Raw genomic sequence first — 23321 nt, forward strand, 5'->3', positions numbered from 1 at the left:
TCAGGACTCCTTCCGGAGCAGGAAGACGTCCATCATCCATCCGGCCTTCTGGTGCAGCCGATCCCGCGCGGCCTCGATCTCGGCGCGGACGTCGCCCACGCGGCCGGCCACCAGCACCTCGTCGACCGCTCCGAGGTTGCCGCCCCACCAGATCCGCCAGTCGTCCAGACCGGGCAGCGCGACGTCGCGGTTCAGCATCGCGACGATGTTGTCGTGCCCGGCGTCGACGGCGTCACGAAGGGCCCGCCCGGTGGTGACGTGCAGCGGTCGGCCGACGCCGTGCAGCACGATCGCGTGCCGCGCGGCGAGGAGTTGGATCGAGGAGATGCCCGGGATCACGTCGACGTCCACCGCGATCCGCTCCGTGATCCGGTCGACGATGCGGATGGTCGAGTCGTAGAACGCGGGGTCGCCCCACACCAGCAGGCCGACGTCGCCGTCGTTCTCGGACAGCGCTGCGAGGTAACGATCCACCCGCGCCTCGTGCCACGCGGTGACGGCCGCGCGGTACTGATCGTCGGTGCCGGTGAACTCCGCACGACGCTCCCGCGGAGCATCGGTCACCCGCACGATCGTCGCCGGTCCGTCGAGGTGGCGGGCCAGCAGTCGCTCGCGCGCCACGACGAGCGGATCGGGCCGGTCGGTGCTGACCCCGGTCTTGTCGACGACGAGAAACCAATCGACCGACCGCATCGCCGCGACCGCCTCGAAGGTCACCTGCTCCGGATCGCCCGGTCCGACACCGATGATCCTGATCCGCCGCTCAGGCATCCGCGCCGTCCTCCAGATCGCCTTCGACGTCGAGGTACACCTGCTGCATCTGCGCGAGCACCTCCGGATCGGGCGACTCCCAGAGTTCACGGGACGCCGCCTCGTGGAGCCGTTCGACGATCCCCCGCAACGCCCACGGGTTCGACTTCTTCAGAAACGCCTGGTTGGTCTCGTCGAGGACGTACTCCTTGGCGAGGGACTCGTACATCCAGTCGTGGACGACGCCCGCGGTCGCGTCGAAGCCGAAGAGGTAGTCGACGGTCGCGGCGAGCTCGAAGGCACCCTTGTAGCCGTGCCGCTGCATGGCGGCGATCCAGCGGGGGTTCACCACGCGGGCGCGGAAGACCCGGTTGGTCTCCTCCTGCAGGGTGCGGGTGCGGACGGCGTCGGGCGATGTGGAGTCGCCGACGTAGGCCTTCGGGTTGTCGCCGGTCAGCGCGCGGACGGTGGCGATCATGCCGCCGTGATATTGGAAGTAGTCGTCGCTGTCGGCGATGTCGTGCTCGCGGGTGTCGATGTTCTTGGCGGCCACCCGGATCCGGCGGTAGTTGGCGCGCATGTCGTCGGTAGCGGGAACCCCGTCCAGGTCGCGACCGTAGGCGAAGCCGCCCCACGCGGTGTAGACCTCGGCGAGGTCGTTGTCGTCGCGCCACGAGCCGGCTTCGACGGCCTGCAGGATCCCGGCGCCGTACGAGCCCGGTTTCGAGCCGAAGATGCGGGTGGTGGCTCGACGGCGGTCGCCGTGCTCGGCGAGGTCGGCGAGGGCGTGCTTGCGGACGAAGTTCTGCTCGACGGGTTCGTCGAGGTCGGCGACCATCCGGACGGCATCGTCGAGCATCGCGACCACGTGCGGGAAGGCGTCGCGGAAGAAGCCGGAGATGCGGACTGTGACGTCGATCCGGGGGCGGCCGAGTTCCGTCAGCGGCACGACGGTCAGTTCACGGACGCGTCGCGACGCCTCGTCCCACTCCGGTCGGACGCCGAGCAGGGCGAGGACTTCGGCGATGTCGTCGCCAGCGGTCCGCATGGCTGACGTGCCCCACACCGAGAGCCCCACCGAATCGGGGTAGGCACCCTCGTCGTCCAGGTAGCGCGAGATCAGCGACTCGGCCATCGCCTGCCCGGTCTCCCACGCCAGGCGCGACGGGACCGCGCGCGGGTCGACGGTGTAGAAGTTCCGGCCGGTCGGGAGCACGTTGACCAGGCCGCGCAGCGGCGACCCCGAAGGACCCGCGGGGACGAAGCCGCCGTCGAGCGCGTGCAGCAGGGCGTCGAGCTCGTCGACGGTGCTGTTCAGTCGGGGCACCACCTGGGTGGCGGCGAACTCGAGGACCGCCGCGACGGCCGGGTCGTCGTGCAGGCGGGCAGCGTCGGCGGGATCCCAGCCGCGCTTCTCCATCGCTTCGATCAGGTCGCGGGCCTGCGCTTCGAGCTGGTCGATCTGCGGGAGCGGGAGGTCGGCGATGTCGCCGCCGTGGAGCGCGGTCCGCAGTCCCGGCACCGCCCCCTTCTGCCCGCCCCACATCTGTGCGGCGCGCAGGATCGCGAGGACCAGGTTCACCCGCGCCTCGCCGTCGGGCGCCTGCCCGAGAATGTGCAGGCCGTCGCGGATCTGGGCGTCCTTGATCTCGCACAGCCAGCCGTCGACGTGCAGCAGGAAGTCGTCGAAGGCCTCGTCGTCGGGTCGCTCATCGAGGCCGAGGTCGCGGTGCATCTCGGCGGCGTGCATCAGCTGCCAGATCTCGCCGCGGATCGCGGCGAGCTTGCCGGGGTCCATCGCGTTGATGCGGTCGTACTCCTCCAGCAGCCCCTCGAGCCGGGCGATGTCGCCGTATGACTCCGCGCGCGCCATCGGCGGCACCAGGTGGTCGACGATCGTCGCGTGCGCGCGACGCTTGGCCTGTGCGCCCTCGCCGGGATCGTTGACGAGGAACGGGTAGATCAGCGGCAGGTCGGCGATCGCGGCGTCGGTTCCGCATCCCGAGGAGAGGGCTGCGTTCTTGCCCGGCAGCCACTCCATCGAACCGTGTTTGCCGAGGTGGACGACGGCGTGCGCGCCGAATCCGTGCGCCACCCAGCGATAGGCGGCGAGGTAGTGGTGGCTGGGCGCGAGGTCGGGCTCGTGGTAGATCGCGACGGGGTTCTCGCCGAAGCCGCGCGGCGGCTGGATCATGATCACGACGTTCCCGGCCTGCAGGGTGGCGAGGACGATCTCGCCGGCGTCGTTGACGAACAGCTCGCCGGGCGACGGCCCCCACGCCTGCGTCATGCCGTCGCGCAGGTCCTGTGGGAGGTCGGCAGTCCACTCGTCGTAGTCGGCCTTGCTCACGCGCACGTGCGCGTCGGTGAGTTGCGCGGTGGTCAGCCACTCCTCGTCCTGCCCGCCGGCGGCGATGAGCGCGTGGATCAGGGCGTCGCCTGCCGCGGTGTCGTCGCCCGAGGCGTCGGCCTGATCGAGGATGGCCGTGACGTCGTTGCCGTCGCCGAGGTCGTAGCCGAGCGCTCGCATCGCGCGGAGCACGCGGATCGCGCTGACCGGGGTGTCGAGGCCGACGGCGTTGCCGATCCGGGCATGCTTGGTCGGGTAGGCGCTGAGCATGACGGCGATCCGCTTGTCGGCGTTGGCGGTGCGACGCAGCCGGGCGTGGTTCACCGCGATGCCCGCCACCCGCGCGGCGCGTTCGGAGTCGGCGACGTAGTGCGGCAGGCCGTCCTCGTCGATCTCCTTGAACGAGAACGGGACCGTGATGATGCGGCCGTCGAACTCGGGGATCGCCACCTGGCTGGCGTAGTCCATCGGGGTGACGCCGTCGTCGGACGCCGCCCAGTCGGCGCGACTGCTGGTCAGGCACAGTCCCTGCAGGACGGGGATGTCGAGGTCGGCCATCCGCGCGACGTCCCAGGCCTCGTCGTCCTGGCCCGCGCTCGCCGCCGCGGGCGTGCTGCCGCCGGCGGCGAGGACCGTCACCACCACCGCATCGAGGGTGCCGAGTTCGGCGTAGAGGTCGTCCGACGCGGTGCGCAGCGAGCCCGCGAAGATCGGGACGGCGACGGCGTCGCGCGCGTCGATCGCGTCGCAGAGGCCGTGAACGAAGTCGGTGTTCCCGCTGGCGTGGTGGGCGCGGTAGTAGAGGACGCCGACGCGCGGGCCGTCGCCCGCGGACGGTCGTGCGAGGTGTCCCCAGGTCGGGATGGTCTCCGGCGGCTCGAAGCCCTCACCGGTCAACAGGACGGTGTCGCAGAGGAACGCGTGGAGCTGTCGCAGGTTGGCGGGGCCGCCTTCGGTGAGGTACCGGTGGGCGTCGGCGGCGACGCCGGTCGGGACGGTCGACGCCGCCATCAGCTCGGCGTTGGGCGTCTGCTCCCCGCCGAGCACGACGACCGGCTTGCCATGCTCCCGGATCGCGTCGAGCTCGTCGGCGTACTCCTGGACGGAGCCGAGCAGCCGAACCACCGTCAGGTCCGCCTCGGCAGCGGCCTCGCCGAGCTGGGCGACGGTGGCGCGAGACGGGTTGAGCCAGCGGAAGTCGGCACCGCTGGCTCGGGCAGAGATCAGGTCGGTGTCCGACGTCGACAACAGGGCAACGCGCATGGTGAGTTCTCCAAAACCCTCGTGGAACCATTACGCCGTGGCCGGTCTCCTGGCTTCCGCGTCATCGGCGGGCGGTCGACCTTCCCAGACTCGCGTCCAGTGGCCCGTGCACCGTGAAAGTGCACGCGAGGACCGCCTTCCTCGGCGGTTACAGTGGCGAGGGCCGCGCCGGCATCGAACCGGCTTCCCGAACACCACGACTGCGTCAACGGTACCGAATGGCGTTCGTCGGCCCCAGCCCGCGGCTACCTCGATGCGCTCGTACCTCCACCATCAACAGTGTTCGATGTGACCGCGCGGTGGTCACATCGAACACCGTTGATCGTCAGCCGACAATGTCGTCACCCGCGCGGAGGCGGACCCTGGGGCGGGAAGCCCGGACGGGGCGGCGGCGGACCTGCGGGACGCTGGCCGCCGGGGCCGACGGGACCGCGCGGTCCGGGCTGACCGGCGGGAGCGGGGCGCATGGGCGGGCCGGGCGGCATCGGCGGGCGCGGCATCGGGGGCGCGTCGCGGCGGATCGGCTGCTCGGGACGTCGCGCGATCTGCGGGCTCGCCTCGATCATCTCGGTCTTGGCCTCGTCGGCGGGCCCCTCGGACGCCGGTCCGGCATCGGCTGGCTTGGGCGCGGGCGTCGGGACCGGCTTGATCTCGGTCGGCTCCACGCGGTCCTCGTGGTTCGACGGGAGCGGCTTCACCAGGCCGGCGGCGTGCCCGGCCTTGCGGCGCGCCCCCTCCACGGTCGGGGCGGTCGCCACGGCGACGCCGACACGTCGTCGTGCGAAGCTCTCGGGCTTCCCGAACAGGCGCAGGTCCACATCGGGATCGGCGAGGGCGTCCGCGACGCCGGCGAATGCGATCCCCTTGTCCTCGTGCTGCCCGTAGATCACGGCCGACGCGCCGGGACCGCGCGTCGCAGTCGACACCGGCAGACCCAGAACGGCGCGGGCGTGGAGTTCGAACTCCGACAGCCGCTGCGATGCGAGGGTCACCAGGCCGGTGTCGTGCGGGCGGGGGCTGACCTCGGAGAAGTAGACCTCGTCGCCCTTCACGAACAGTTCGACACCGAAGACGCCCCGACCACCGAACTCGCCGCGCCCCATCGCGTTCACGACGCGGGCGGCGATGGAGCGGGAGATGTCGTAGGCGGGCAGGCTCATCGGCTGCGGCTGCCAGCTCTCCACATAGTCGCCGTCCACCTGGCGGTGACCGATCGGCTCGCAGAAATAGGTGGTGAGCGCCCCGGTCGCGGGATCGATCGCGCGGACGGTCAGCAGAGTGATCTCGTAGTCGAACTCGACGAACCCTTCGACGATCACCCGCTCGTTGTCGACGCGGGCGCCGGTCCGTGCGTACTCCCACGCGGCGTCGACGTCGTCCGGTCCCTTCACGACGGACTGCCCCTTGCCCGACGACGACATCACCGGCTTCACCACGCACGGGAACCCGATGCTGCCGACCGCGGTCCGCATCTCCTCCAGCGATCCTGCGAACAGGTACGGCGAGGTCGGGATGCCGAGCTCCTCGTCGACGAGGCGACGGAGCCGTTCGCGATTGAGGGTCGCCGAGACGGCCTTGGCGCTCGGGATCACCTCCGCGATGCCCTCTGCCTCGACGGCTTCGAGGGCCTCGGTGGCGATGGCCTCGATCTCCGGCAGCACGTAGTCCGGGCGGTGCTTCTCGATGACGGCGCGCACCTGCTTCGCGTCGGTCATGTCGATGACCTCGGCGTGGTGCGCCACCTGGTGAGCGGGCGCGTCCGCGTACCGGTCGACGGCGACCACCTCCACCCCGAGGCGCTGCAGCGCGATCGTGACCTCCTTGCCGAGCTCACCGGATCCGAGCAGCAACACCTTCACCGCATTCGCACTCAGCGGCGTCCCGATCACCTTTGCAACCATGTCGATGAGTCTACGGTCGGACGTGGCATTGAACACGCTTGCCCGTTCAAGCGATAGACGCGGAAGGTGTGAAGATCTTGGTGCTCTCGCTCCGGCCGCGGAGCACCGTCGCCCGCCGCTCACACCAGCGAGCTGCCTCCTTGCGGCCCGCCGCCACGACCGTCCGCTCCGACGCGAACGGCAGTCGCGGCTCCTCCTTCGCCACCTCCGACAGCCGCGCGCTCTCGTTCACCGGATCGCCGATCACGGTGAACTCGAACCGCTGGATGGCGCCGATGTTGCCCGCCACCACATTCCCGTAGCTGACGCCGATGCCTGCCTTGAGTTCCGGGACCTCGGCGTCGAGGCGATCAGCGATCTCCCGCGCCGCGGCGAGAGCCGACCCCGCGCAGTCGTCGAGCTCGATCGGCGCGCCGAAGATCGCGAGCACCGCGTCGCCCTCGAACTTGTTCACCAGGCCGCGGTGATTCTCGACGGCCTCGACGATCACCTGGAAGAAGCGATTGAGCACGGCGACGACCTCGGTCGGGGTGCGCTGCGTCGCCAGCGCGGTGGAGCCGATGACGTCGACGAAGATCACCGCGACCACCCGTTCTGCGCCACCGAGCTCCGGATCCTGACGCAGGGCGGCCGCTGCGACGTCGCGACCCACGTGGCGGCCGAAGATGTCGCGCATCCGTTCCTGCTCACGCAGCCCCGCGACCATCGAATTGAAGCCGAGCTGCAGTTCGCCGAGTTCGGAGGCGTCGTAGACCACCAGATCGACGTCCGGACCGACCTCGCCGGCGCGGACCTTCGACATCCCGGACTGGACGTTCTGGATCGGACCGGTGACGTCCCAGGAGAAGAGGAACATGACGAGCAGTCCCACCGCACCGGCCACCGTCACGAGCACGGTCACCGAGATGAAGAAGCTCGTGACCGAGACCCGCTCGCCGACCGCTGCGAACAGGGTGAGGATGAAGATGCCGAGCAGCGGGATGCCGGTTCCGATCACCCAGGCGTTGATCGCTCGGGACCGGACGGTGCCCGCCCGGACCTTGTAACCGGCCTGCACGATCTTCGCGTAGACCGGCCGGAGCAGGACGTCGAGGAACAGGTTCACGATCGCGATCACGACCATGCCGCTCATCAGCACGATGAGGACCAGCTTGGGCCACAGACCGGAGTCGATCACTCCGTACCAGATCCCGAACATCAGCGCTGCACCCGCCCAGAGCAGTCCCTGAAGCGCCGTGAGCCGTCGACGAGCCCACACGGTGCGTTTCACGTCGACGGCCGTCGGCGTGCTCTCGTCGATGGACCATCGCAGCGACTTGACCGTCATGATGGTGCCGACCAGCACGCCGAGCACCAGTGCCATGACGATGTAGATCGGGAACGCGACGAAGTTGACCCACACCAGATCTCGGCGCAGGAACGACGGTTCCGGGATGCCGACGGTCGCGAGCCCGATCGCGATGAGGATGCCGATCACGTGGGCGAGGACGATGGTCGACGTCATCAGCAACTGGATCCGGACGCGCTGCTTACGGCTGCCCTCGTCGACCCGCCCCAAAAGCATTGAGCCGTAGTCACGGCTCAAACCCCGACTACGGCTCATCGCTTCGCTGACCGGTCAGACGATCTCGTGCCGCACGATGGTCTCGTCGCGGCCCGGACCGACGCCGATGCACGAGATCCGCGCGCCGCCCAGCTCTTCGAGCCGGTGGATGTAGTTCTGCGCGTTCTGCGGAAGCTCCTCGAACGTGCGGCAGGCGGAGATGTCCTCCGACCAGCCGGGCATGGACTCGTAGATCGGCTTCGCGTGGTGGATGCCGGTCTGCGTCATCGGCCAGTCCTCGACTCGCTCTCCATCGACCTCGTAGGCGACGCAGACCGGGATCTCCTCCAGACCCGACAGGACGTCGAGCTTGGTGAGGAAGTAGTCGGTGATGCCGTTGACGCGAGTCGCGTAGCGGGCTATGACGGCGTCGAACCAGCCGCAGCGGCGGGCGCGTCCGGTGGTGACGCCCACCTCGCCGCCGGTCTTGGCCAGGTACTCGCCCCACTGGTCGAAGAGCTCCGTCGGGAACGGCCCCTCGCCGACGCGGGTGGTGTACGCCTTCAGGATGCCCAGGACCGTGGTGATCTTGGTGGGGCCGACGCCGGAACCGACCGCGGCGCCGCCGGCCGTCGGGTTGGACGACGTCACGTACGGGTACGTGCCGTGGTCCACGTCGAGCAGGGTGCCCTGCGAACCCTCGAACAGGATGGTCTCGCCGCGTTCGAGCGCCTGGTTCAGCAGCAGCTGAGTGTCGGCGATCCGGTGCTTGAAGCCCTCCGCGAGCTGCAGCGTGTCGTCGACCACCTGCTGCGGGTCCAGGCCCTTGCGGTTGTAGATCTTGGTGAGGATCTGGTTCTTGATCTCCAGGGCCGCCTCGACCTTCTGGGTGAGGATTTTCTCATCCAGCACGTCGGCGGCGCGGACGCCGACGCGGGCGATCTTGTCCTGGTAGCACGGGCCGATGCCTCGTCCCGTGGTACCGATCTTGCTGTTGCCCAGGAACCGCTCGGTGACCTTGTCGATCGCCACGTGGTACGGCATCAGCAGATGCGCGTCGGCGGACAGGATCAGCGACGTGGTGTCCACGCCGCGATCTTCCAGCCCCTTGAGCTCGGTGAGCAGCACACTGGGGTCGACGACGACGCCGTTGCCGATCACGTTGTTCACGCCCGGCGTCAGGATTCCCGAGGGAATCAGGTGCAGCGCGAACTGCTCGCCGTTCGGCAGGACGACCGTGTGTCCCGCATTGTTTCCGCCCTGGTAGCGCACCACCCACTGAAGCTTTCCGCCCAGCAGATCGGTCGCCTTACCTTTGCCTTCGTCGCCCCACTGGGCGCCGATGAGCACAATCGCAGCCATATCAGGTGCTCCTCCTAACGTGCCTACCCTACTGGGTCGAGTCCATATTGTTGGTGCCCGCCGCGTATATCCTCGTGCACGTGTCCTCTCTGCTGATCACCGTGGCCGACGGCGACGATGTTCCCACCTCCCTGACCCGCAGACTCGCGGCGATGGTGAGCGATCCCTCCGTGACCCGTCTGATCGTCTCACCCGGGTCCGACAGTTCCATGGCGCCCGACGCCTTCTTCGCTCGCGTCGCGGCCGCGCTGATGAAGCTGGAACGCCTGGACATCGAGGTGGCGTATGTGGCTCCGCACGCCACGGCGGCCACCAAGAACTTCGGCCTCCCCCACGGCGACGCCGCACAGCGGCTCGCCGAAACCGGGACGGCACAGCAGCTTCCGCTGATCCGCGACGACGCGGCCACCGTCCTCGTCGGACGGGCTCGCCATCTCGGCGCCGACGGAGCCAAACTGCACGGCGAGTGCATCGCCGACTCCGACACGATCTTCAACGGCGACGCCCGCGGCGTGGAGATCGAACCGCTCACGGTGGAGCCCGGTGTCCGCGGACGCCTGATCCGCCGCCTGCCCGGCGGCTGGAAGACCGGCCGCGCCGTGCAGACCGGCGGCACCAACGTCACCGTCGAACGCGAGGGCGAGTGGACGCAGCGCGTGGTGAAGCGGTCCACCTTCTACCGACACCACATCGACTGGAACCTGGTGCTGCCATGACGACGCCGACCACCGCCGCCCTGAAGTCGGTGCGCCCGGGGCCGGTCTTCGCGGCCTTCTTCATCGCAGTCGGCGCCGGCGCTTATCTCCTCTTCGACAGCGGCTCGCAGAACAACGCATCGGCCATGTTCGGCGCCATGCTGTTCGTCGTCGGCGGCTGGATGATCTCGTTGTGCCTGCACGAGTTCGCGCACGCCTTCACCGCATTCCGCTACGGCGACCGGTCGGTGGAGGTGCGCGGCTATCTGACCCTCGACCCACGCAAGTACACGCACGCGGCCTTGTCGATCGTGCTGCCGCTGCTGATCGTCGCGATGGGCGGCATCGGCTTCCCCGGCGGCGCCGTCTACCTCAACACCGCGGGCTTCACCCGCGCCCAGCGCACCAAGGCCTCCCTCGCCGGGCCGGCCACCAACCTGTTGCTCGGCGTGATCCTGCTGGTGCCGCTGAGCCTGGTGGAGCCGACCGGACAGAACCTGAACCTGTGGGCCGCGACCGCCGCCCTCGCCTTCCTCCAGCTCACCGCTACCCTGCTGAACCTCATCCCGGTCCCCGGATTCGACGGCTACGGAGCCATCGAGCCCTACCTCTCGTACGAGACGCGGGCGACCGCCGCCAAGATCGCTCCGTTCGGCTTCCTCGTGGTGTTCCTGCTGCTGTTCATCCCCGCGCTGAACCGCGCCTTCTTCTCCCTCGTCTACGCGGTCTTCGACGCGTTCGGAGTCTCGAGCGGCCTCGTCGGGTACGGCATCAGGCTGTTCGCCTTCTGGCTCTGAACGACGCGTTCACCGCGACTGCGGATCACCTCTTGCAATATATGCGTATCTACGCATATATTGAGCGTATGAGCACAGAGAAGGAACACGGTCACAGCCACGGGCCCACCGCCGCGGACCTCGTCGGCGACGCCGCCACGCGGCGCCGCATCTGGCCCATGGTGGTCTCCCTCGGCATCATCGGCGTCTTCTTCGTCGTCGAGTTGGTCGCCGGACTCATGTTCGGTTCCCTCGCGCTCGTCGCCGACGCCGGTCACATGGCCACGGACCTCGTCGCACTGTCGATGGGCCTGGCCGCGCTTCTCCTGGCCCGACACGGCAGCCTCTCCGACGGCCGCAGCTTCGGCTGGTACCGCGCCGAGGTCTTCACCGCCGTCGTGAATGCGATCCTGCTGCTCGGCGTCGGCGCGTACGTGCTCTACGAGGCCATCGAACGCCTCGGCACCGACCCCGACGTCCCGGGCGGACCGATGATCATCGTCGCCGTGCTCGGACTGATCGCCAACATCGTGGTCATGTACCTGCTGCGCGCCGACGTCGAGGACTCGCTGGCCGTCCGCGGCGCCTACCTCGAAGTCCTCGCCGACGCCGTCGGCAGCGTGGGCGTCCTGATCGCCGGCGTCATCGCGATGACGACCGGCTGGGGCTACGCCGACCTCATCGTCGCCGTGTTCATCGCACTCTGGGTGGTTCCCCGTGCCCTCAAGCTCGCATTCGACGCGCTCAAGATCCTGAACCAGCAGGCACCGGCGTCCCTCGACCTCCCCGCCCTGCGCGCCGAACTGGAGCAGCTTCCCGAGGTGCAGAACGTGCACGACCTCCACGTGTGGTCGGTGACCAGCGGCATGGATGTCGCGACCGTGCACCTGAGCAGCACGGGCGACCACTGCGCGGCGCTGACCGCCGCCCAGCGAGTCTTCGCCGAACACGGCCTGTCGCACGCGACGGTGCAGGTGGAGAAGCCCGGTGCCGACGGCCAGTGCGAGAGCCTGACCTGGTGACTACTTGGTGAGGTGCAGTTGGGCGATCGCCGACATCCGCGACAGCCCGGCCACCATCATCAGGTCCACCAGGAGCGATCGGAGTTCGACGAGCAGCGCGGCCTCCGACAGGTCTTCGACGTCGTCTGCCAGCGACGTCCGCGCCTTGCGGACCACCGAGCGCAGGGCGCGGGCCGCGTCGGCCTGATCCGGCGACTCCCCCGGCTCGGCGAGCATCATCTGCCGAAGCACCTCGAAGACGTCACCGATGCCGTCGATGATCTCGATCATCGACTCCTCCACCGCGACGCCGCGCTGCGTCAGCGCCAGCGCCCGCCGGTTCACGACGCGGAAGTTGCGCACGGCGTTGTCGATGGGATCGGCGGTCGCGGCGATCTTCTTGAGCCGCGGCCGAGAACCCCAGTACAGCGGAGAGAGGGTGCCGACCTCGCGACCGGCCAGCACGTCGGCGCGCAGGCCGTCGATCGCAGCCTGTGAGCCGCGGGCCTTCGCGAGGACCCGATAGACCCCGTCCTCGTCGTCTGCCCGCAGGGCCGTGGCGAGGTCGTGGCTGAGGTCGCGGAAGGTGTTGAGGATCCCGGCGGCGTCGCGGCGTGCACGGCGGGCCGGGTTCACCGGGACCAGCGCTCCGACGAGCACTCCGATCAGGCCACCGATCACCGCATCCACCGCGCGTTCATAGGCCGCCGCGTCGCCCGGCGGCAGCAGTGTGGCGACCAGCACGGCCGACGACGCCGCCTGCGTCGGGAGCATCGGGCCCTTGTCTGCGAAGACCGCCACCGCCATCGCGGCCGCGACCACCACGCTGATCTGCCAGGCACCCGACCCGATCCAGGTGATGACGACATCGCCGACCAGGATGCCGATCGACACCCCGAAGATCAGTTCCACCGATCGGCGCCACCGCCGGGCCAGGGAGAGGCCCAGCGAGACGACCGCCGCGATGGGCGCGAAGAACGGCCGCTCGTGGTTCAGGAGGTCGAACGCGATGAACCAGGCCAGCCCCGCGGCGATCGCGCACTGCGAGATCGGGACGATCGACAGCCAGAGCCGTCGCACGCGCCCGCGCAGGGTGGGGTGCAGGCCCTGCACGGCCTGCGATCCGACCTCGCGGACGGTCGGCCGCTCATCAGGCTGTGTCGAATCCGTCACTCGCGTCCTCGACCCTCATCGACGGTGGTAGGTCGACCGAAGCGTCAGTCGAGTCCCAGTTCGGTGATCGCGCGCGGATCGCTGTCGTTCAGCAGATCCAGGCAGCGCAGGTACTCGTTCTCTTCCCCGACGGCCTGAGCCGCCCGAGCCAGCGCACCCACGCACCGCAGGAATCCGCGGTTCTCCTCGTGGCTCCACGGCACCGGGCCGAAGCCCTTCCATCCGTGGCGTCGCAGCTGGTCAAGGCCCCGGTGATAGCCGGTGCGGGCGTACGCGTACGCCGCGACCACACGCTCGAGGTCGGGTTCGTCACCGTCCAGGGCGCCGTCGAGCGCGGCCTCGGCGAGGTAGGCCCAGGCGATGGACGCGGACGGGTAGGCGGCCGCGACCGCTGCGGGATTCTTCCCGTTCAGCAGGTCCGACTCGGCCTCGTCGTCGCCGGGAAGCAGGGTGGGCGGGGGTCCGAGCAGATCTCCAAATGACGTCACCCTGTCATTCAATCACCAGTCACCCGCTCCTCCGAAGAGGATGCAGTCGGGCAGGTCCGATATCCTGGCGGTTGCGCTCAATGCGTCACGGTCCCCGACGAACATTGGATTTTGGATAGAATGTCTGATTCGGACAAAGACACTTCGGCTGCCATCAACAAGGTGGTCGGCGCTTTCCGTGCTCAGCGCGAGCAGGGCAAGGCCGCCGCGCCGGAGGCGGACTCCGAGCCGAAGCGGGAGCCCACTCCCGTGACCCGGCTCGACGAGCCTGCACCGAAGCCGCAGGGCGGCGGCGGGTCCGAGGCTCCGACGAAGGCGTTCAAGGTGCCTGCCGAAGCCATCGCGGCCGCGACCGCGGCGACCGGCGATGATCGCACCGGCAAGGAGCTCCGCGAGGAGACTGTCGTCGGCGATGAGATGTCCGCCGACGCGTCGGACGTCGCAGCCATCGTCGACGCCCCGGTCACGGAGAAGGCCGACCTGGTGGAGCACTCCGTCGAACTGTCCGACGAGACCGCCGACACCGACGACGCCGCCGAGACTCCCGAGGCGCAGCCGACCGATGACGCCCCGACCGAGGCCATTCCCGCCGATCAGGTGGCTGCAGCCGCCGAGATCGGCGAGTCCGAGGCCCCGACCACGAAGATGAAGGTCCCCGCGGCCGCCGTCGCCGCAGCTGCCGCGACCACCGCCGCAGCGGCCACCGCGGGCAAGGCCTCCGCCGCCAAGGCGCCGGTCGAGTCGATCCCGAAGCCCGAGCCGAAGGTCGTCGCACCGGCCGCGAAGGAGGCGGGCAAGCGCAAGTCCGGCAAGCTCGTCGCGATCCTGCTGGCCGTCCTCGTCGTGATCGCCGTCGTCGCCGTGGGCCTCTGGTACCTGCTGGTGGGACAGTCGGACGAGAACAAGGTCGCCGACGCCGCCAAGGACTATCAGAACGCGATGGCCGACGGCGACCTCGACGACCTCCGCGATCTCACCTGCGGCGCGAAGTACGACTACTACTCCACCGTCTCGCCGGAGGACTTCCAGAAGGCCGTCGACGCGCAGAAGGCGCGCAACGAACTGATGACCTTCGACGACGTTCAGGCCGTCCAGATCGACGGCGACGTCGCCCGAGTCGGCGTCGACATGTACCCGAGCAGCGACCCGTCGAAGAAGGTTCCCGCCCAGATCACGCTCCACAAGATCGACGGTGCGTGGAAGGTCTGCACCAGGCCGTAACCCGCACAGGCATGAAAAAGCGGGCCGCCCGAATCTTAGGCGGCCCGCTTTTTCACGTTCATCGGTCGGGGCGTCGGGCGACGACGCTGCGTGCGGTCGGATCAGTCGGAACGCAGGTGACCGAAGACCACGACGTCGGCGACCCTGTCGAGCCCGGGCACGCCCTCGGTCCGACCGTAGGTCACCAGCGCCACGGCTTTCGCGACCGGATCCGCGGCCACGCGCTTCTGCAACTCCACCGGGTCGGGTGCACGGACACCGGTGACCACGTCGTTGACCAGATAGGTGACGATCTCGTTCGTCTCCGATCGCAATACGATCTTGTCGCCGCGGTTCATGCCGCCGATGCCGTCGAAGACTCCCGGGTCGGCGGGCTCGCCGGAACGTCCCACGATCACCGACATCCCGCCGGCGCCCGGCTTGGGACCGTTGGACCACCACGCGGCGCTCGTCTTCTCCGACGGGAGTCCGAAAGCGGTGAGGTCTCGTCCCACCGCGGGCGAGTACTCGGTCACCGACCGTTTCGCCTCAACCCGAGTCTCGATGTCGATGGTCGGCAGTGCGATCCGCACCGGGACCAGCCCGTCGTCGCCCACCTGCTCCGACGGCAGCACCCGTGCCGAGTCGTCGAGCTCGCCCACCACTCCGTGTCCGGGACCTTCGGGTCCCACCATCCACCAAGCCACCGCGGCGACGCAGATCGCCGCGACGATCATCGCAGTCACCGCCAGCGCCGCCGCCGTGCGACTCGAGCGGTCCCTCCCGCCGATCTCCCCCACTGGTCTTCCTCCGTTTGAACCCCCGGGGCCGGTAATCGCCCCATCACGAAACTCGCGCACCTTAGACGCTAACACCCGAGAATGCGACATCTCCCCCGATGTCGTTTAGAACTGACGTTTTTCTCCCGAAAGACATTCGACGCAACAGAAGGGGACGCCCGGATCTCTCCGGACGTCCCCGCGTCTGAATCGACGAACCCGTGCGACGTCAGCGGCCGATGGTCTTGCCGGCCGAGCCGAGGTCGTTGCAGGCCTCGACGACGCGCTCGGCCATCGAGGTCTCAGCCTTCTTCAGGTAGCTGCGCGGGTCGTAAACCTTCTTGTTGCCGACCTCGCCGTCGACCTTCAGGACGCCGTCGTAGTTGCTGAACATGTGGGCGGCCACCGGACGGGTGAACGCGTACTGGGTGTCGGTGTCGACGTTCATCTTGATGACGCCGTAGCCGACGGCCTCTTCGATCTCGCTCTTGGCCGAGCCCGAGCCGCCGTGGAAGACGAAGTCGAAGGGCTTGGCGTCGGCGTCCAGACCGAGCTTGGCGATCGCGGCGTCCTGGCCCTCCTTGAGGACCGCCGGGCGCAGCTTGACGCCGCCCGGCTTGTAGACGCCGTGGACGTTGCCGAAGGTCGCGGCCAGCAGGTACTTGCCGTTCTCGCCGGTGCCGAGCGCGTCGACGGTCTTCTCGAAGTCCTCGACCGAGGTGTAGAGCTTCTCGTTGATCTCGTTCTCGACGCCGTCCTCTTCGCCGCCGACGACGCCGATCTCGACCTCGAGGATGATCTTGGCCTCGTTGGCCTTGGCGAGGAGTTCCTTCGCGATCTCCAGGTTCTCGTCGATCGGCACGGCCGAGCCGTCCCACATGTGCGACTGGAACAGCGGGTTCTGGCCGTTGGCGACACGCTCACGCGAGATCTCCAGCAGCGGGCGGACGAAGCCGTCGAGCTTGTCCTTGGGGCAGTGGTCGGTGTGCAGCGCGATGGTGATGTCGTACTTGTCGGCGATCACGTGCGCGAACTCGGCGAGGGCGACGGCGCCGGTCACCATGTCCTTGACGCCCAGGCCGGAGCCGAATTCGGCGCCGCCGGTCGAGAACTGGATGATGCCGTCGCTGCCTGCGTCGGCGAATCCCTTGATCGCCGCGTTGACGGTCTCCGACGAGGTGCAGTTGATGGCGGGGAAGGCGTAGCCCTCTTCCTTGGCCTTCGTCAGCATCTCGGCGTACTTCTCGGGGGTTGCGATCGGCATTCTCACGTCCTAGAACCGGTGGATGTTTTCCACTCATGTGTAACTGGTCCACCCCAGTATGACGGTTCACGGCTCGCGTCGGGGCAGTCCCCTGGCAACAGGCGCTTTAAGGCTTCTCGAAGGTTGTCGCGGTAGTGTAATGGCCTGTGATCGACACTCTGCTCGCCGAGACCACGACCAACGTGGCATTGATGCCCGGCTTCATGGACCCGTTCAACTTGATCGGGTACTTCGGCGCCGCCGCGTTCTGGGGACTACTCCTAGTCGTCCTGATCGAGTCCGGCGTACTTTTCCCTGTCCTCCCGGGCGACTCCCTGCTATTCGTCGCCGGCCTGATCGCCGCGGGTGAAGCTGGCGCCAACGCCGACAAGGTCGCAGACTCTGGGCTCACCCTGTGGCCGCTGCTCATCGGAGTCCCCATCGCCGCCATCATCGGCGGCCAGATCGGTTATTGGATCGGCCGGTACGCGGGCACGTCGATGTTCAAGCCGGAAGCGCGCTTCCTGAAGCAGAAGTACCTGGACGAGGCGCACACGTTCTTCGAGAAGCACGGCCCCATCACCATCTTCCTGGCTCGCTTCGTGCCGATCGTCCGCACCATCGCGCCGATCGTCGCCGGCGCCGCCAAGATGAAGTTCGCGATCTTCACCGTCTACAACGTGGTCGGCGCCATCGTCTGGGGCGCGGGCATCACGCTCCTCGGCTTCTGGCTCGGTCAGTTCGAGATCGTCCAGAAGCTCATCGAGCCGATCTTCATCCTGATCGTGCTGCTGTCGGTGCTGCCGATGATCATCGAGTGGCTGCGCAGGCGCAAGAACAGCCCGGAGACCGCGGTCGAGGCCGAATAGTCTCACCCCCTCTCCTCGAAGGCCCCGGACCGCCCGTCGGTCCGGGGCCTTCGGTTGTCTGCGGACCACAGGGCACTCCCATGATCTGCACACTCGAATGCCAAGGTCGGCGCCCATCCTCGATGACATGAGAAACCGCAGGAAGATCACCCCGACGACATTCCGCTGATCGTGCTCAACGACCAGACCATCGACTACGCCCGCTCCCGCGCCGCCGCAGGCACACCGATGGCCGTGGTGAGCGACAAATACTCCACCGTGGTGCCGTTCATGCTCGGCAACAACGGCTACACCATCGCGCTCGTCGCCGACGTGAACGATCCCATCCAGCTCGACGAGGTCCTCGACCGCGTCCAGTCCCGGATCGGCGCCGTGACCCGCACCGTTCGCGGCACCGACTCCCTTCCCGCGGCATGACCGCACCCGTCCGCAGAACTTTGTAGTCCTACTGGGCGTGGCGCCCAGCAGGACTACAAAATTCTCGACGGAACCGATCGGCGGCCTGGTGCGTCTAATTTATATGGGGGATTTCGGGAAGATTGCGCAGATTCTGGCCGAGAACGACGGCATCATCACCACCCAGCAGGCACTCGGCGCAGGCCTGACGCACGACCACCTGAGGGGCAGGGTCGACCGCGGAGAATGGCTCCGCCTCTTCCGATCCCTGTACCGCTCAGCGTCGCATGAGTTCACCGAGGCGGCGATGGTGCGAGCAGTCGTCCTGGCGCATCACGGCTGCGCCGACAGCGCCACGGCCGCGTGGTGGCACGGCATGCTGGACGATCTCCCGTCCCCGCTCACCGTCAGTTGCGAGGCCAAACCACCGCCCCTTGACTGGCCGGTCTCCGTCCGCGCCGTCCGCCGTAAGTACCAACCAGGATCGGTCGTCGAAGTGCGCGGCCTCCCGGTGACCGCCAAACCACTGACCGCACTGATGGCTGCCGTCGAACTCGACGACGGCACGGCGTATCTCGATCGCTGGCTCCAGACCGGCGCCGTGGATCTCGCTGACCTGCAGCGCGCGCTCGACGACAACGCCGGAATGCGCGGAATCGTCGAAGCAAGACGTCTGGTGAACCGGTACCGCCCCTCACCGTGCCGAAGTCCCAGCGCCTCTCACGTGGTCTCGACCGACGCCTCGGCCTTCGGCCTCGGAAGTCGGCTCGACCTGTCGCTCCGCTCCATTCGCGTGGCCTGAGCAACGCCTTGCAGTCGAGATCTCCGGCTGGACCTGGCATCAGACCGCCAAACGCCGCCGCAACGACTTCGCGAAGGCCAACCATCTCCAGGGCATCGAATGGAAGGAACTCCAATATGACTGGCACATGCTGAACAACGACGGAGCGGCCTGCATCCAGCAAGTGATCGACAACCTCAACGCTCGGGGTGCGGTTGCACTGTGACGACCTGGGGAAGAATCTTGTCGTCCTACCCGTTGCCACGACCAGTAGGACGACAACATTTTGATCCGAGCGAAGGGGAATCGCGATGAGCGACTGGAATACGAAGATCATCGAGGAGTTTCGGGCCAATGCGGGCCACGTCGGAGGGCAGTTCGAGGGGGCACCGATGACATTGGTGCACCACGTCGGACGAAAGTCTGGAAATCAGCACGTCTCACCGATGATGTATCTGGCTGACGAGCACGATCCGTCGGTCGTCTACGTGTTCGCCAGCAAGGGCGGCGCCCCGAGCAATCCTGACTGGTACTACAACCTGATCGCGGCTGGACGGGCGGAGATCGAGATCGGCACGGAGAAGCGCGACGTCAGCGTCGCCGAGATCACCGGCGCCGAACGCGATCGGATCTTCGCCGAGCAGGCGCGCCGTTACCCGGGATTCGCCGAGTACGAGCGGCAGACAGCAGGCGTTCGGACCATTCCGGTGCTCGCGCTGACGCGAGTCTGATCACCACGCCCGACCGAGATCGGCGTGCTGCGCCACCCAGGCGTGCATGACGATCCCGGCGGCGACGCCGGCGTTGATGCTGCGGGTGGAGCCGAACTGGGCGATGGACACGGTGACGTCGGCGCGGTCCTGCGTCTCCTCGGTGACGCCCGGCCCCTCCTGCCCGAACACCAGGAGGCAGCGACGCGGCAACTGGGTGCGCTCCAGGGGAACCGAGCCCGGAGTGTTGTCGACGGCGACCACGGCGAGGTCCTCAGCGCGTGCCCACGCCATCAGGTCGTCGACGGTCGCGTGGTGACGAAGATGCTGGTAGCGGTCGGTGACCATGGCGCCGCGGCGGTTCCAGCGTCGTCGTCCGACGATGTGCACCTCGGCCGCCATGAAGGCGTTCGCCGTGCGGACCACGGTGCCGATGTTGGCGTCGTGTCCCCAGTTCTCGATGGCGACGTGGAAGTCGTGGCGGCGGGTGTCGAGGTCGGCGACGATCGCCTCGCGCGTCCAGTAGCGGTAGCGGTCGACCACGTTGCGGCGGTCGCCCTCGGCGAGCAGCTCGGGGTCGTAGCGGGGATCGTCGGGCAGCGGTTCTCCGCGCTCAGTGAGCCACGGACCAACGCCGACGGCGGGGCCGATCCCGGTGACCCACTCCGTGGGGCCCGGTTCGGAGGCCTCAGGCAAGGCCGAGGTCGGCCAGACCCAGCAGCGAGCGGTACGGGACGCCGAGCTTCGAGATGACCTCGTCGGCACCGGTGGCGCGGTCGACGACCGTCGCCACGCCCACGACCTCCGCGCCGGCCTCACGGGCCGCCTCGACGGCCTGCGACGGCGAGGCGCCGGTGGTGGAGGTGTCCTCGACGACCAGCACACGGCGGCCGGTGATGTCCGGGCCCTCGATGCGGCGCTGCATGCCGTGCGTCTTGGCGGCCTTGCGGACGACGAAGGCGTCGATGACCGGGCCGTCGGCGTGCATGATCGACGTCGCGACCGGGTCCGCGCCCAGGGTGAGGCCGCCGACGGAGACGTAGTCCCAGTCCGCGGTGAGCTGGCGCATCAGCGACCCGATCAGGCGGCTGGCCTCCGAGTGCAGCGTGGCGCGACGCAGGTCGACGTAGTAATCGGCGATCTTGCCCGACGACAGCGTCACCGTTCCATGGACCACCGCCAGCTCGGTGACGAGCTCGGCGAGGCGGGCGCGCGCAGCGGGATCGATCTCGGGAATGATGTCGGACGACGACATGGGGTCACCAGCTCCTAGGGGAGAGAAAGGTCAGCGGTCGCGCGGATCGGTCAGCGGCGGCAGATCCGGCGGCGCGAACCGACCGGACCGCGGCTCGGCGACCGGACGCTGCGCCGGACGGCGGATCGGCTCGATGCGCGGCGGGCCCGGGCGAGTCTGTGGCTCGGCAGGCTCGGTGACGCGAGGAACCGCGGGGCGAGCCTCTGGAGCGCGCGGGTCGGACGGACGCGGCGTGGCGTCGAGCAGCGACTGCTTGGGCTCACGGGCCGCGGCGGTGGCCTCCTCGATGCGACGACGACGTTCCTTGTCGCGGAGCGACTCGGTCTTCTCGTCGGCCAACTCGTCGTTGGTGGGGCCGTGCGGGTCGCGCGGATCCGGAGCGTCCTGCGGGACCACCGACGGCGGCAGGACGCGCAGCAGGTCGGCGAAGCGTCGGACGGCGTCGAGCGCGACGTCGAGGCGCTCGTCCTCATTGGTGACGGGCAGGGCGCCGAGCACCCAGTTGCCCTCGTTCCACAGGATCTCGACGTACGACGGCGTCTCGGTGGCGAGGGTCACCATGCGGCGGTCGCAGATGCGGCGCGCGGCGTCGAGGTTGCTGGCGAACATGACGCGCGATCCCATGGCGCCGAGCAGGTCGACGTCGTCCTCGGCCGGGGCCAGGACGTCCTCGTACCGCAGGTCGACGGTCACCGACGACCCGGCCGGGCGACGAACCGCGATGATGGTCGCCGTCTCCTCGAGGTCGAAGACCACGGCCTCAGCACCCTCGTAGACGCCGTAGGCGACGTCCCGCACCTGGACGTGGTCCGGCGCGTCCATCGCGGCGCGATGGAAGACTGTGCGGAGCTTGCTGTCGGTCTCGCGGAACTTGAAGGAATGCGTCTCGCCCCACACAGCACGCTGGTGGTGAACCTGTTGCGACCGGTTCCGGTCCAGCCACAACAGGGCGCCCGCACCGGCAAGGGCGAGCACCGCAATCACGAAATACACAATGGCCATCGGGCATAGCCTACTATCGAGGCCCGCAGGCGCGCCCGACGACTCGACAGTGTGCGCCCGATGAGCCGACAAGCGAGCACCCCGACCACCCGATGCCCGAGGAGATGGCGAGCGAATGTCCACCCACCCGCGTGAGCAGGTCGACGCCCTGGCAGGCACCGTCGACGCCGACCGGATCGCCTCGCTCACCTGTGCGCTGGTCGCCGCCCCGAGCGTCAATCCCGGTGGGACGGAAGAAGAAGCCGTCGCCGTGCTGGCGCAGGCCTGCCGCGATGCGGGCTTCGATGTGGAACTGTCCGAGGCGGCTCCCGGCCGCCCGAACCTGATCGCCACCGTCAACGGCGACGCGGCGGGCCCCGGCCTGATGATCCTGGGGCACTCCGACGTGGTGCCCGCCGGTCCCGGCTGGTCGGCCGACCCGTTCGTGCCGCGCCGCGACGGCGACCTCATCATCGGGCGCGGAACCAGCGACATGAAGGGCGGCATCGCCTCCGCGGTGGAGGCAATGATGGTGATCGCTCGCGCCGTGGAGCAGGGACTTCGCGTGTCCGGTCCGGTGCGACTCGTCGTCACCGTCGACGAGGAGGAGCATGGCGTCGGCGTCCGCCATCTGGTGGAGAATCCACCGCCCGGACAGTACGTCGGCTGCATCGTCGCCGAACCCACCCGGCTCGACGTGGTCCGCGGCTGCCGCGGGGCGTCGTACTTCGACATCGAGGTGACCGGCCGCGCAGCACATTCGGGTCGCCCGAGCGACGGCGCCTCCGCCATCGACGCGGCCGCGAAGGTCATCGGCCTGATCGGCGACGACCAGCGGCGGATGGCCGCCGACCCCGATCCCCTGCTGGGTTACGGAACATGGAACGTCGGGACCATCGAGGGCGGTCAGGGCATCTCCGTGGTGGCGCCGACCTGCTCGATGGGCGTCGACCGCCGGCTGATGCCGGGCGAGGATGTGACCGAGATCGGCCGTCGTCTTTCTGCGGAGATCGGAGCGGCGGGGATCGACGGCGACGGCATCGAGGTGTCGGTGACGCCGACGATGTACCTGCCCGGATTCGCCACCGACGCCGACCATCCGCTGGTGACCGCCACGGCGCAGGCCGTGATCGACTCCGGTTCGCCGAGCACCGTCGGCGGCTGGTCTGCGGCGTGCGACGGCGGCTGGACCAGCAGCGCTCTCGGCATCCCGACCGTGGTGATGGGTCCGGGCGACATCAACGGTCAGGCCCACCAACCCGACGAGTCGGTGCCGCTCAGCGAGTTGGTGACCGCCGCGCAGGCCTATGTGCGGGCCGCGCTGGCGCTGCTCTGAGACAACCGTCGTCCCCCGCGTCCCAGCGCTACTCACGAGGTTTCGACACGCCACTCGCTAGCGCGAGGGGCTGCTCAGCCAGCGGGGACGTCTCGCACGCGGACGCCGATGGTCGCGTCCGCTCCGCGGCGCAGCCTCGAACCGAACGTCGTGAGCCGCCCCATGATCCCGTACTTGCGGTTGATCGCGTCGACGGCGTAGTTCCGGTCGACGATCTCGGCGATGCCCGCCACCTGCGGACCGGTGGTCTTCTTGCCGTTCACATTGCACGCCTGGACCAGGACGTTGTTGTTGCGGCGGAGACGCTTCACCTTCCACGAGTCGGCGACGGTCCACAGGAGCATGGCGTCACCGTCGGGTGCGGCCCACAGCGGCGACGCGACGGGCGTCCCGTCCTTCTTGTAGGTGGTGAGCATGACGTACTGCGCGTCGGCGATCTGGGCGACTGTCGAGGTCATGGAGCCGAGGG

General features: G+C 68.6%; 22 protein-coding genes and 1 riboswitch. Of the genes, 9 read left to right on the top strand and 13 right to left on the bottom strand.

The window, feature by feature from the left end:
* The 5 genes from cobF to ACH46_RS17990 all read right to left on the bottom strand — a co-directional run bounded on the left by cobF (position 1) and on the right by ACH46_RS17990 (position 9169).
* Positions 1-771, bottom strand: a complete 771-nt coding sequence (gene cobF, locus ACH46_RS17970) for a precorrin-6A synthase (deacetylating) (RefSeq protein ID WP_062394141.1) — start codon at positions 769-771, stop codon at positions 1-3.
* The gene (locus tag ACH46_RS17975; RefSeq protein WP_062394142.1) at positions 764-4363 is read right to left on the bottom strand and encodes a cobaltochelatase subunit CobN; all 3600 of its coding nucleotides are present in this window, start codon (positions 4361-4363) and stop codon (positions 764-766) included. Before ACH46_RS17975 ends, cobF begins: the two co-directional genes overlap by 8 nt.
* A gap of 22 nt (positions 4364-4385) precedes the next feature.
* Positions 4386-4577: riboswitch (cobalamin riboswitch) on the bottom strand.
* A gap of 127 nt (positions 4578-4704) precedes the next feature.
* Complete coding sequence (gene purT, locus ACH46_RS17980; RefSeq protein ID WP_062395604.1) at positions 4705-6264, bottom strand: formate-dependent phosphoribosylglycinamide formyltransferase; 1560 nt, start codon at positions 6262-6264, stop codon at positions 4705-4707.
* A gap of 46 nt (positions 6265-6310) precedes the next feature.
* Positions 6311-7828 carry an adenylate/guanylate cyclase domain-containing protein gene (locus ACH46_RS17985; protein WP_417935259.1) on the bottom strand — a complete coding sequence of 506 codons (1518 nt, stop codon included), beginning with the start codon at positions 7826-7828 and terminating at the stop codon, positions 6311-6313.
* A gap of 54 nt (positions 7829-7882) precedes the next feature.
* A complete protein-coding gene (locus ACH46_RS17990; RefSeq protein WP_062394144.1) occupies positions 7883-9169 on the bottom strand; it encodes an adenylosuccinate synthase in 1287 nt (428 codons plus the stop codon).
* 80 nt (positions 9170-9249) lie between these two features.
* On the opposite strand from ACH46_RS17990, the gene ACH46_RS17995 reads away from it, so the two are divergent.
* The 3 genes from ACH46_RS17995 (at position 9250) to ACH46_RS18005 (ending at position 11662) form a co-directional block, all read left to right on the top strand.
* Positions 9250-9885 (top strand): hypothetical protein, encoded by a 636-nt coding sequence (locus ACH46_RS17995; RefSeq protein WP_062395606.1) that lies wholly within the window; start codon positions 9250-9252, stop codon positions 9883-9885.
* Positions 9882-10661 carry a site-2 protease family protein gene (locus ACH46_RS18000; protein ID WP_062394145.1) on the top strand — a complete coding sequence of 260 codons (780 nt, stop codon included), beginning with the start codon at positions 9882-9884 and terminating at the stop codon, positions 10659-10661. The genes ACH46_RS17995 and ACH46_RS18000 overlap by 4 nt, the downstream gene beginning before the upstream one ends.
* Before the next feature lie 68 nt (positions 10662-10729).
* Complete coding sequence (locus ACH46_RS18005; RefSeq protein ID WP_062394146.1) at positions 10730-11662, top strand: cation diffusion facilitator family transporter; 933 nt, start codon at positions 10730-10732, stop codon at positions 11660-11662.
* Here ACH46_RS18005 and ACH46_RS18010 read toward each other — a convergent pair whose 3' ends face one another.
* Together ACH46_RS18010 and ACH46_RS18015 are read right to left on the bottom strand one after the other, a co-directional pair.
* Complete coding sequence (locus tag ACH46_RS18010; RefSeq protein WP_062395607.1) at positions 11663-12754, bottom strand: FUSC family protein; 1092 nt, start codon at positions 12752-12754, stop codon at positions 11663-11665.
* A 104-nt stretch (positions 12755-12858) separates the two neighbouring features.
* A complete protein-coding gene (locus ACH46_RS18015; protein WP_062394147.1) occupies positions 12859-13302 on the bottom strand; it encodes a DUF3151 domain-containing protein in 444 nt (147 codons plus the stop codon).
* A 120-nt stretch (positions 13303-13422) separates the two neighbouring features.
* On the opposite strand from ACH46_RS18015, the gene ACH46_RS18020 reads away from it, so the two are divergent.
* Positions 13423-14523 carry an Rv0361 family membrane protein gene (locus tag ACH46_RS18020; RefSeq protein ID WP_062394148.1) on the top strand — a complete coding sequence of 367 codons (1101 nt, stop codon included), beginning with the start codon at positions 13423-13425 and terminating at the stop codon, positions 14521-14523.
* Positions 14524-14624: 101 nt separating this feature from the next.
* Here the strand turns inward: ACH46_RS18020 and ACH46_RS18025 are convergent, their stop codons facing one another.
* The gene (locus ACH46_RS18025; protein ID WP_226995671.1) at positions 14625-15302 is read right to left on the bottom strand and encodes a class F sortase; all 678 of its coding nucleotides are present in this window, start codon (positions 15300-15302) and stop codon (positions 14625-14627) included.
* 208 nt (positions 15303-15510) lie between these two features.
* Positions 15511-16545: a class II fructose-bisphosphate aldolase gene (gene fbaA / locus ACH46_RS18030; protein ID WP_062394150.1), complete on the bottom strand. Its 1035-nt coding sequence runs from the start codon at positions 16543-16545 to the stop codon at positions 15511-15513.
* Between the two features lie 146 nt (positions 16546-16691).
* Between fbaA and ACH46_RS18035 the strand changes: the two genes are divergently transcribed.
* From ACH46_RS18035 to ACH46_RS18050, 4 genes are all read left to right on the top strand, one after another.
* Complete coding sequence (locus tag ACH46_RS18035) at positions 16692-17393, top strand: DedA family protein (RefSeq protein ID WP_062394151.1); 702 nt, start codon at positions 16692-16694, stop codon at positions 17391-17393.
* A 171-nt stretch (positions 17394-17564) separates the two neighbouring features.
* Positions 17565-17810, top strand: a complete 246-nt coding sequence (locus tag ACH46_RS18040; RefSeq protein WP_335334151.1) for a hypothetical protein — start codon at positions 17565-17567, stop codon at positions 17808-17810.
* A gap of 103 nt (positions 17811-17913) precedes the next feature.
* Positions 17914-18591: a type IV toxin-antitoxin system AbiEi family antitoxin domain-containing protein gene (locus ACH46_RS18045; protein ID WP_062394153.1), complete on the top strand. Its 678-nt coding sequence runs from the start codon at positions 17914-17916 to the stop codon at positions 18589-18591.
* Between the two features lie 290 nt (positions 18592-18881).
* Positions 18882-19301, top strand: a complete 420-nt coding sequence (locus ACH46_RS18050; protein WP_062394154.1) for a nitroreductase family deazaflavin-dependent oxidoreductase — start codon at positions 18882-18884, stop codon at positions 19299-19301.
* Here the strand turns inward: ACH46_RS18050 and ACH46_RS18055 are convergent, their stop codons facing one another.
* The 3 genes from ACH46_RS18055 to ACH46_RS18065 are packed head-to-tail and all read right to left on the bottom strand — an operon-like array spanning position 19302 to position 21537.
* Positions 19302-19976 carry a TrmH family RNA methyltransferase gene (locus ACH46_RS18055; RefSeq protein WP_062394155.1) on the bottom strand — a complete coding sequence of 225 codons (675 nt, stop codon included), beginning with the start codon at positions 19974-19976 and terminating at the stop codon, positions 19302-19304. It lies immediately after the preceding gene.
* The gene (pyrE, locus tag ACH46_RS18060; protein WP_062394156.1) at positions 19969-20535 is read right to left on the bottom strand and encodes an orotate phosphoribosyltransferase; all 567 of its coding nucleotides are present in this window, start codon (positions 20533-20535) and stop codon (positions 19969-19971) included. Before pyrE ends, ACH46_RS18055 begins: the two co-directional genes overlap by 8 nt.
* 30 nt (positions 20536-20565) lie before the next feature.
* Positions 20566-21537: a hypothetical protein gene (locus ACH46_RS18065; protein ID WP_062394157.1), complete on the bottom strand. Its 972-nt coding sequence runs from the start codon at positions 21535-21537 to the stop codon at positions 20566-20568.
* 115 nt (positions 21538-21652) lie between these two features.
* Between ACH46_RS18065 and ACH46_RS18070 the strand changes: the two genes are divergently transcribed.
* Positions 21653-22852, top strand: a complete 1200-nt coding sequence (locus ACH46_RS18070; RefSeq protein WP_062394158.1) for a M20 family metallopeptidase — start codon at positions 21653-21655, stop codon at positions 22850-22852.
* A gap of 74 nt (positions 22853-22926) precedes the next feature.
* On the opposite strand, the gene ACH46_RS18075 is transcribed toward ACH46_RS18070, so the two are convergent.
* Positions 22927-23310 carry a PPOX class F420-dependent oxidoreductase gene (locus tag ACH46_RS18075; protein WP_062394159.1) on the bottom strand — a complete coding sequence of 128 codons (384 nt, stop codon included), beginning with the start codon at positions 23308-23310 and terminating at the stop codon, positions 22927-22929.
* Positions 23311-23321: the final 11 nt, after the last annotated feature.

This window comes from Gordonia phthalatica (genome assembly GCF_001305675.1).
GTDB classification, from domain to species: Bacteria; Actinomycetota; Actinomycetes; order Mycobacteriales; family Mycobacteriaceae; genus Gordonia; species Gordonia phthalatica.

Coding starts and splice junctions, on each gene's coding strand:
- cobF (WP_062394141.1), bottom strand. CDS start 771: ATGCCTGAGCGGCGGATCAGGATCATCGGTGTCGGACCGGGCGATCCG.
- ACH46_RS17975 (WP_062394142.1), bottom strand. CDS start 4,363: ATGCGCGTTGCCCTGTTGTCGACGTCGGACACCGACCTGATCTCTGCC.
- purT (WP_062395604.1), bottom strand. CDS start 6,264: ATGGTTGCAAAGGTGATCGGGACGCCGCTGAGTGCGAATGCGGTGAAG.
- ACH46_RS17985 (WP_417935259.1), bottom strand. CDS start 7,828: ATGCTTTTGGGGCGGGTCGACGAGGGCAGCCGTAAGCAGCGCGTCCGG.
- ACH46_RS17990 (WP_062394144.1), bottom strand. CDS start 9,169: ATGGCTGCGATTGTGCTCATCGGCGCCCAGTGGGGCGACGAAGGCAAA.
- ACH46_RS18000 (WP_062394145.1), top strand. CDS start 9,882: ATGACGACGCCGACCACCGCCGCCCTGAAGTCGGTGCGCCCGGGGCCG.
- ACH46_RS18005 (WP_062394146.1), top strand. CDS start 10,730: ATGAGCACAGAGAAGGAACACGGTCACAGCCACGGGCCCACCGCCGCG.
- ACH46_RS18020 (WP_062394148.1), top strand. CDS start 13,423: ATGTCTGATTCGGACAAAGACACTTCGGCTGCCATCAACAAGGTGGTC.
- fbaA (WP_062394150.1), bottom strand. CDS start 16,545: ATGCCGATCGCAACCCCCGAGAAGTACGCCGAGATGCTGACGAAGGCC.
- ACH46_RS18045 (WP_062394153.1), top strand. CDS start 17,914: ATGGGGGATTTCGGGAAGATTGCGCAGATTCTGGCCGAGAACGACGGC.
- ACH46_RS18050 (WP_062394154.1), top strand. CDS start 18,882: ATGAGCGACTGGAATACGAAGATCATCGAGGAGTTTCGGGCCAATGCG.
- pyrE (WP_062394156.1), bottom strand. CDS start 20,535: ATGTCGTCGTCCGACATCATTCCCGAGATCGATCCCGCTGCGCGCGCC.
- ACH46_RS18065 (WP_062394157.1), bottom strand. CDS start 21,537: ATGGCCATTGTGTATTTCGTGATTGCGGTGCTCGCCCTTGCCGGTGCG.
- ACH46_RS18070 (WP_062394158.1), top strand. CDS start 21,653: ATGTCCACCCACCCGCGTGAGCAGGTCGACGCCCTGGCAGGCACCGTC.
- ACH46_RS18075 (WP_062394159.1), bottom strand. CDS start 23,310: ATGACCTCGACAGTCGCCCAGATCGCCGACGCGCAGTACGTCATGCTC.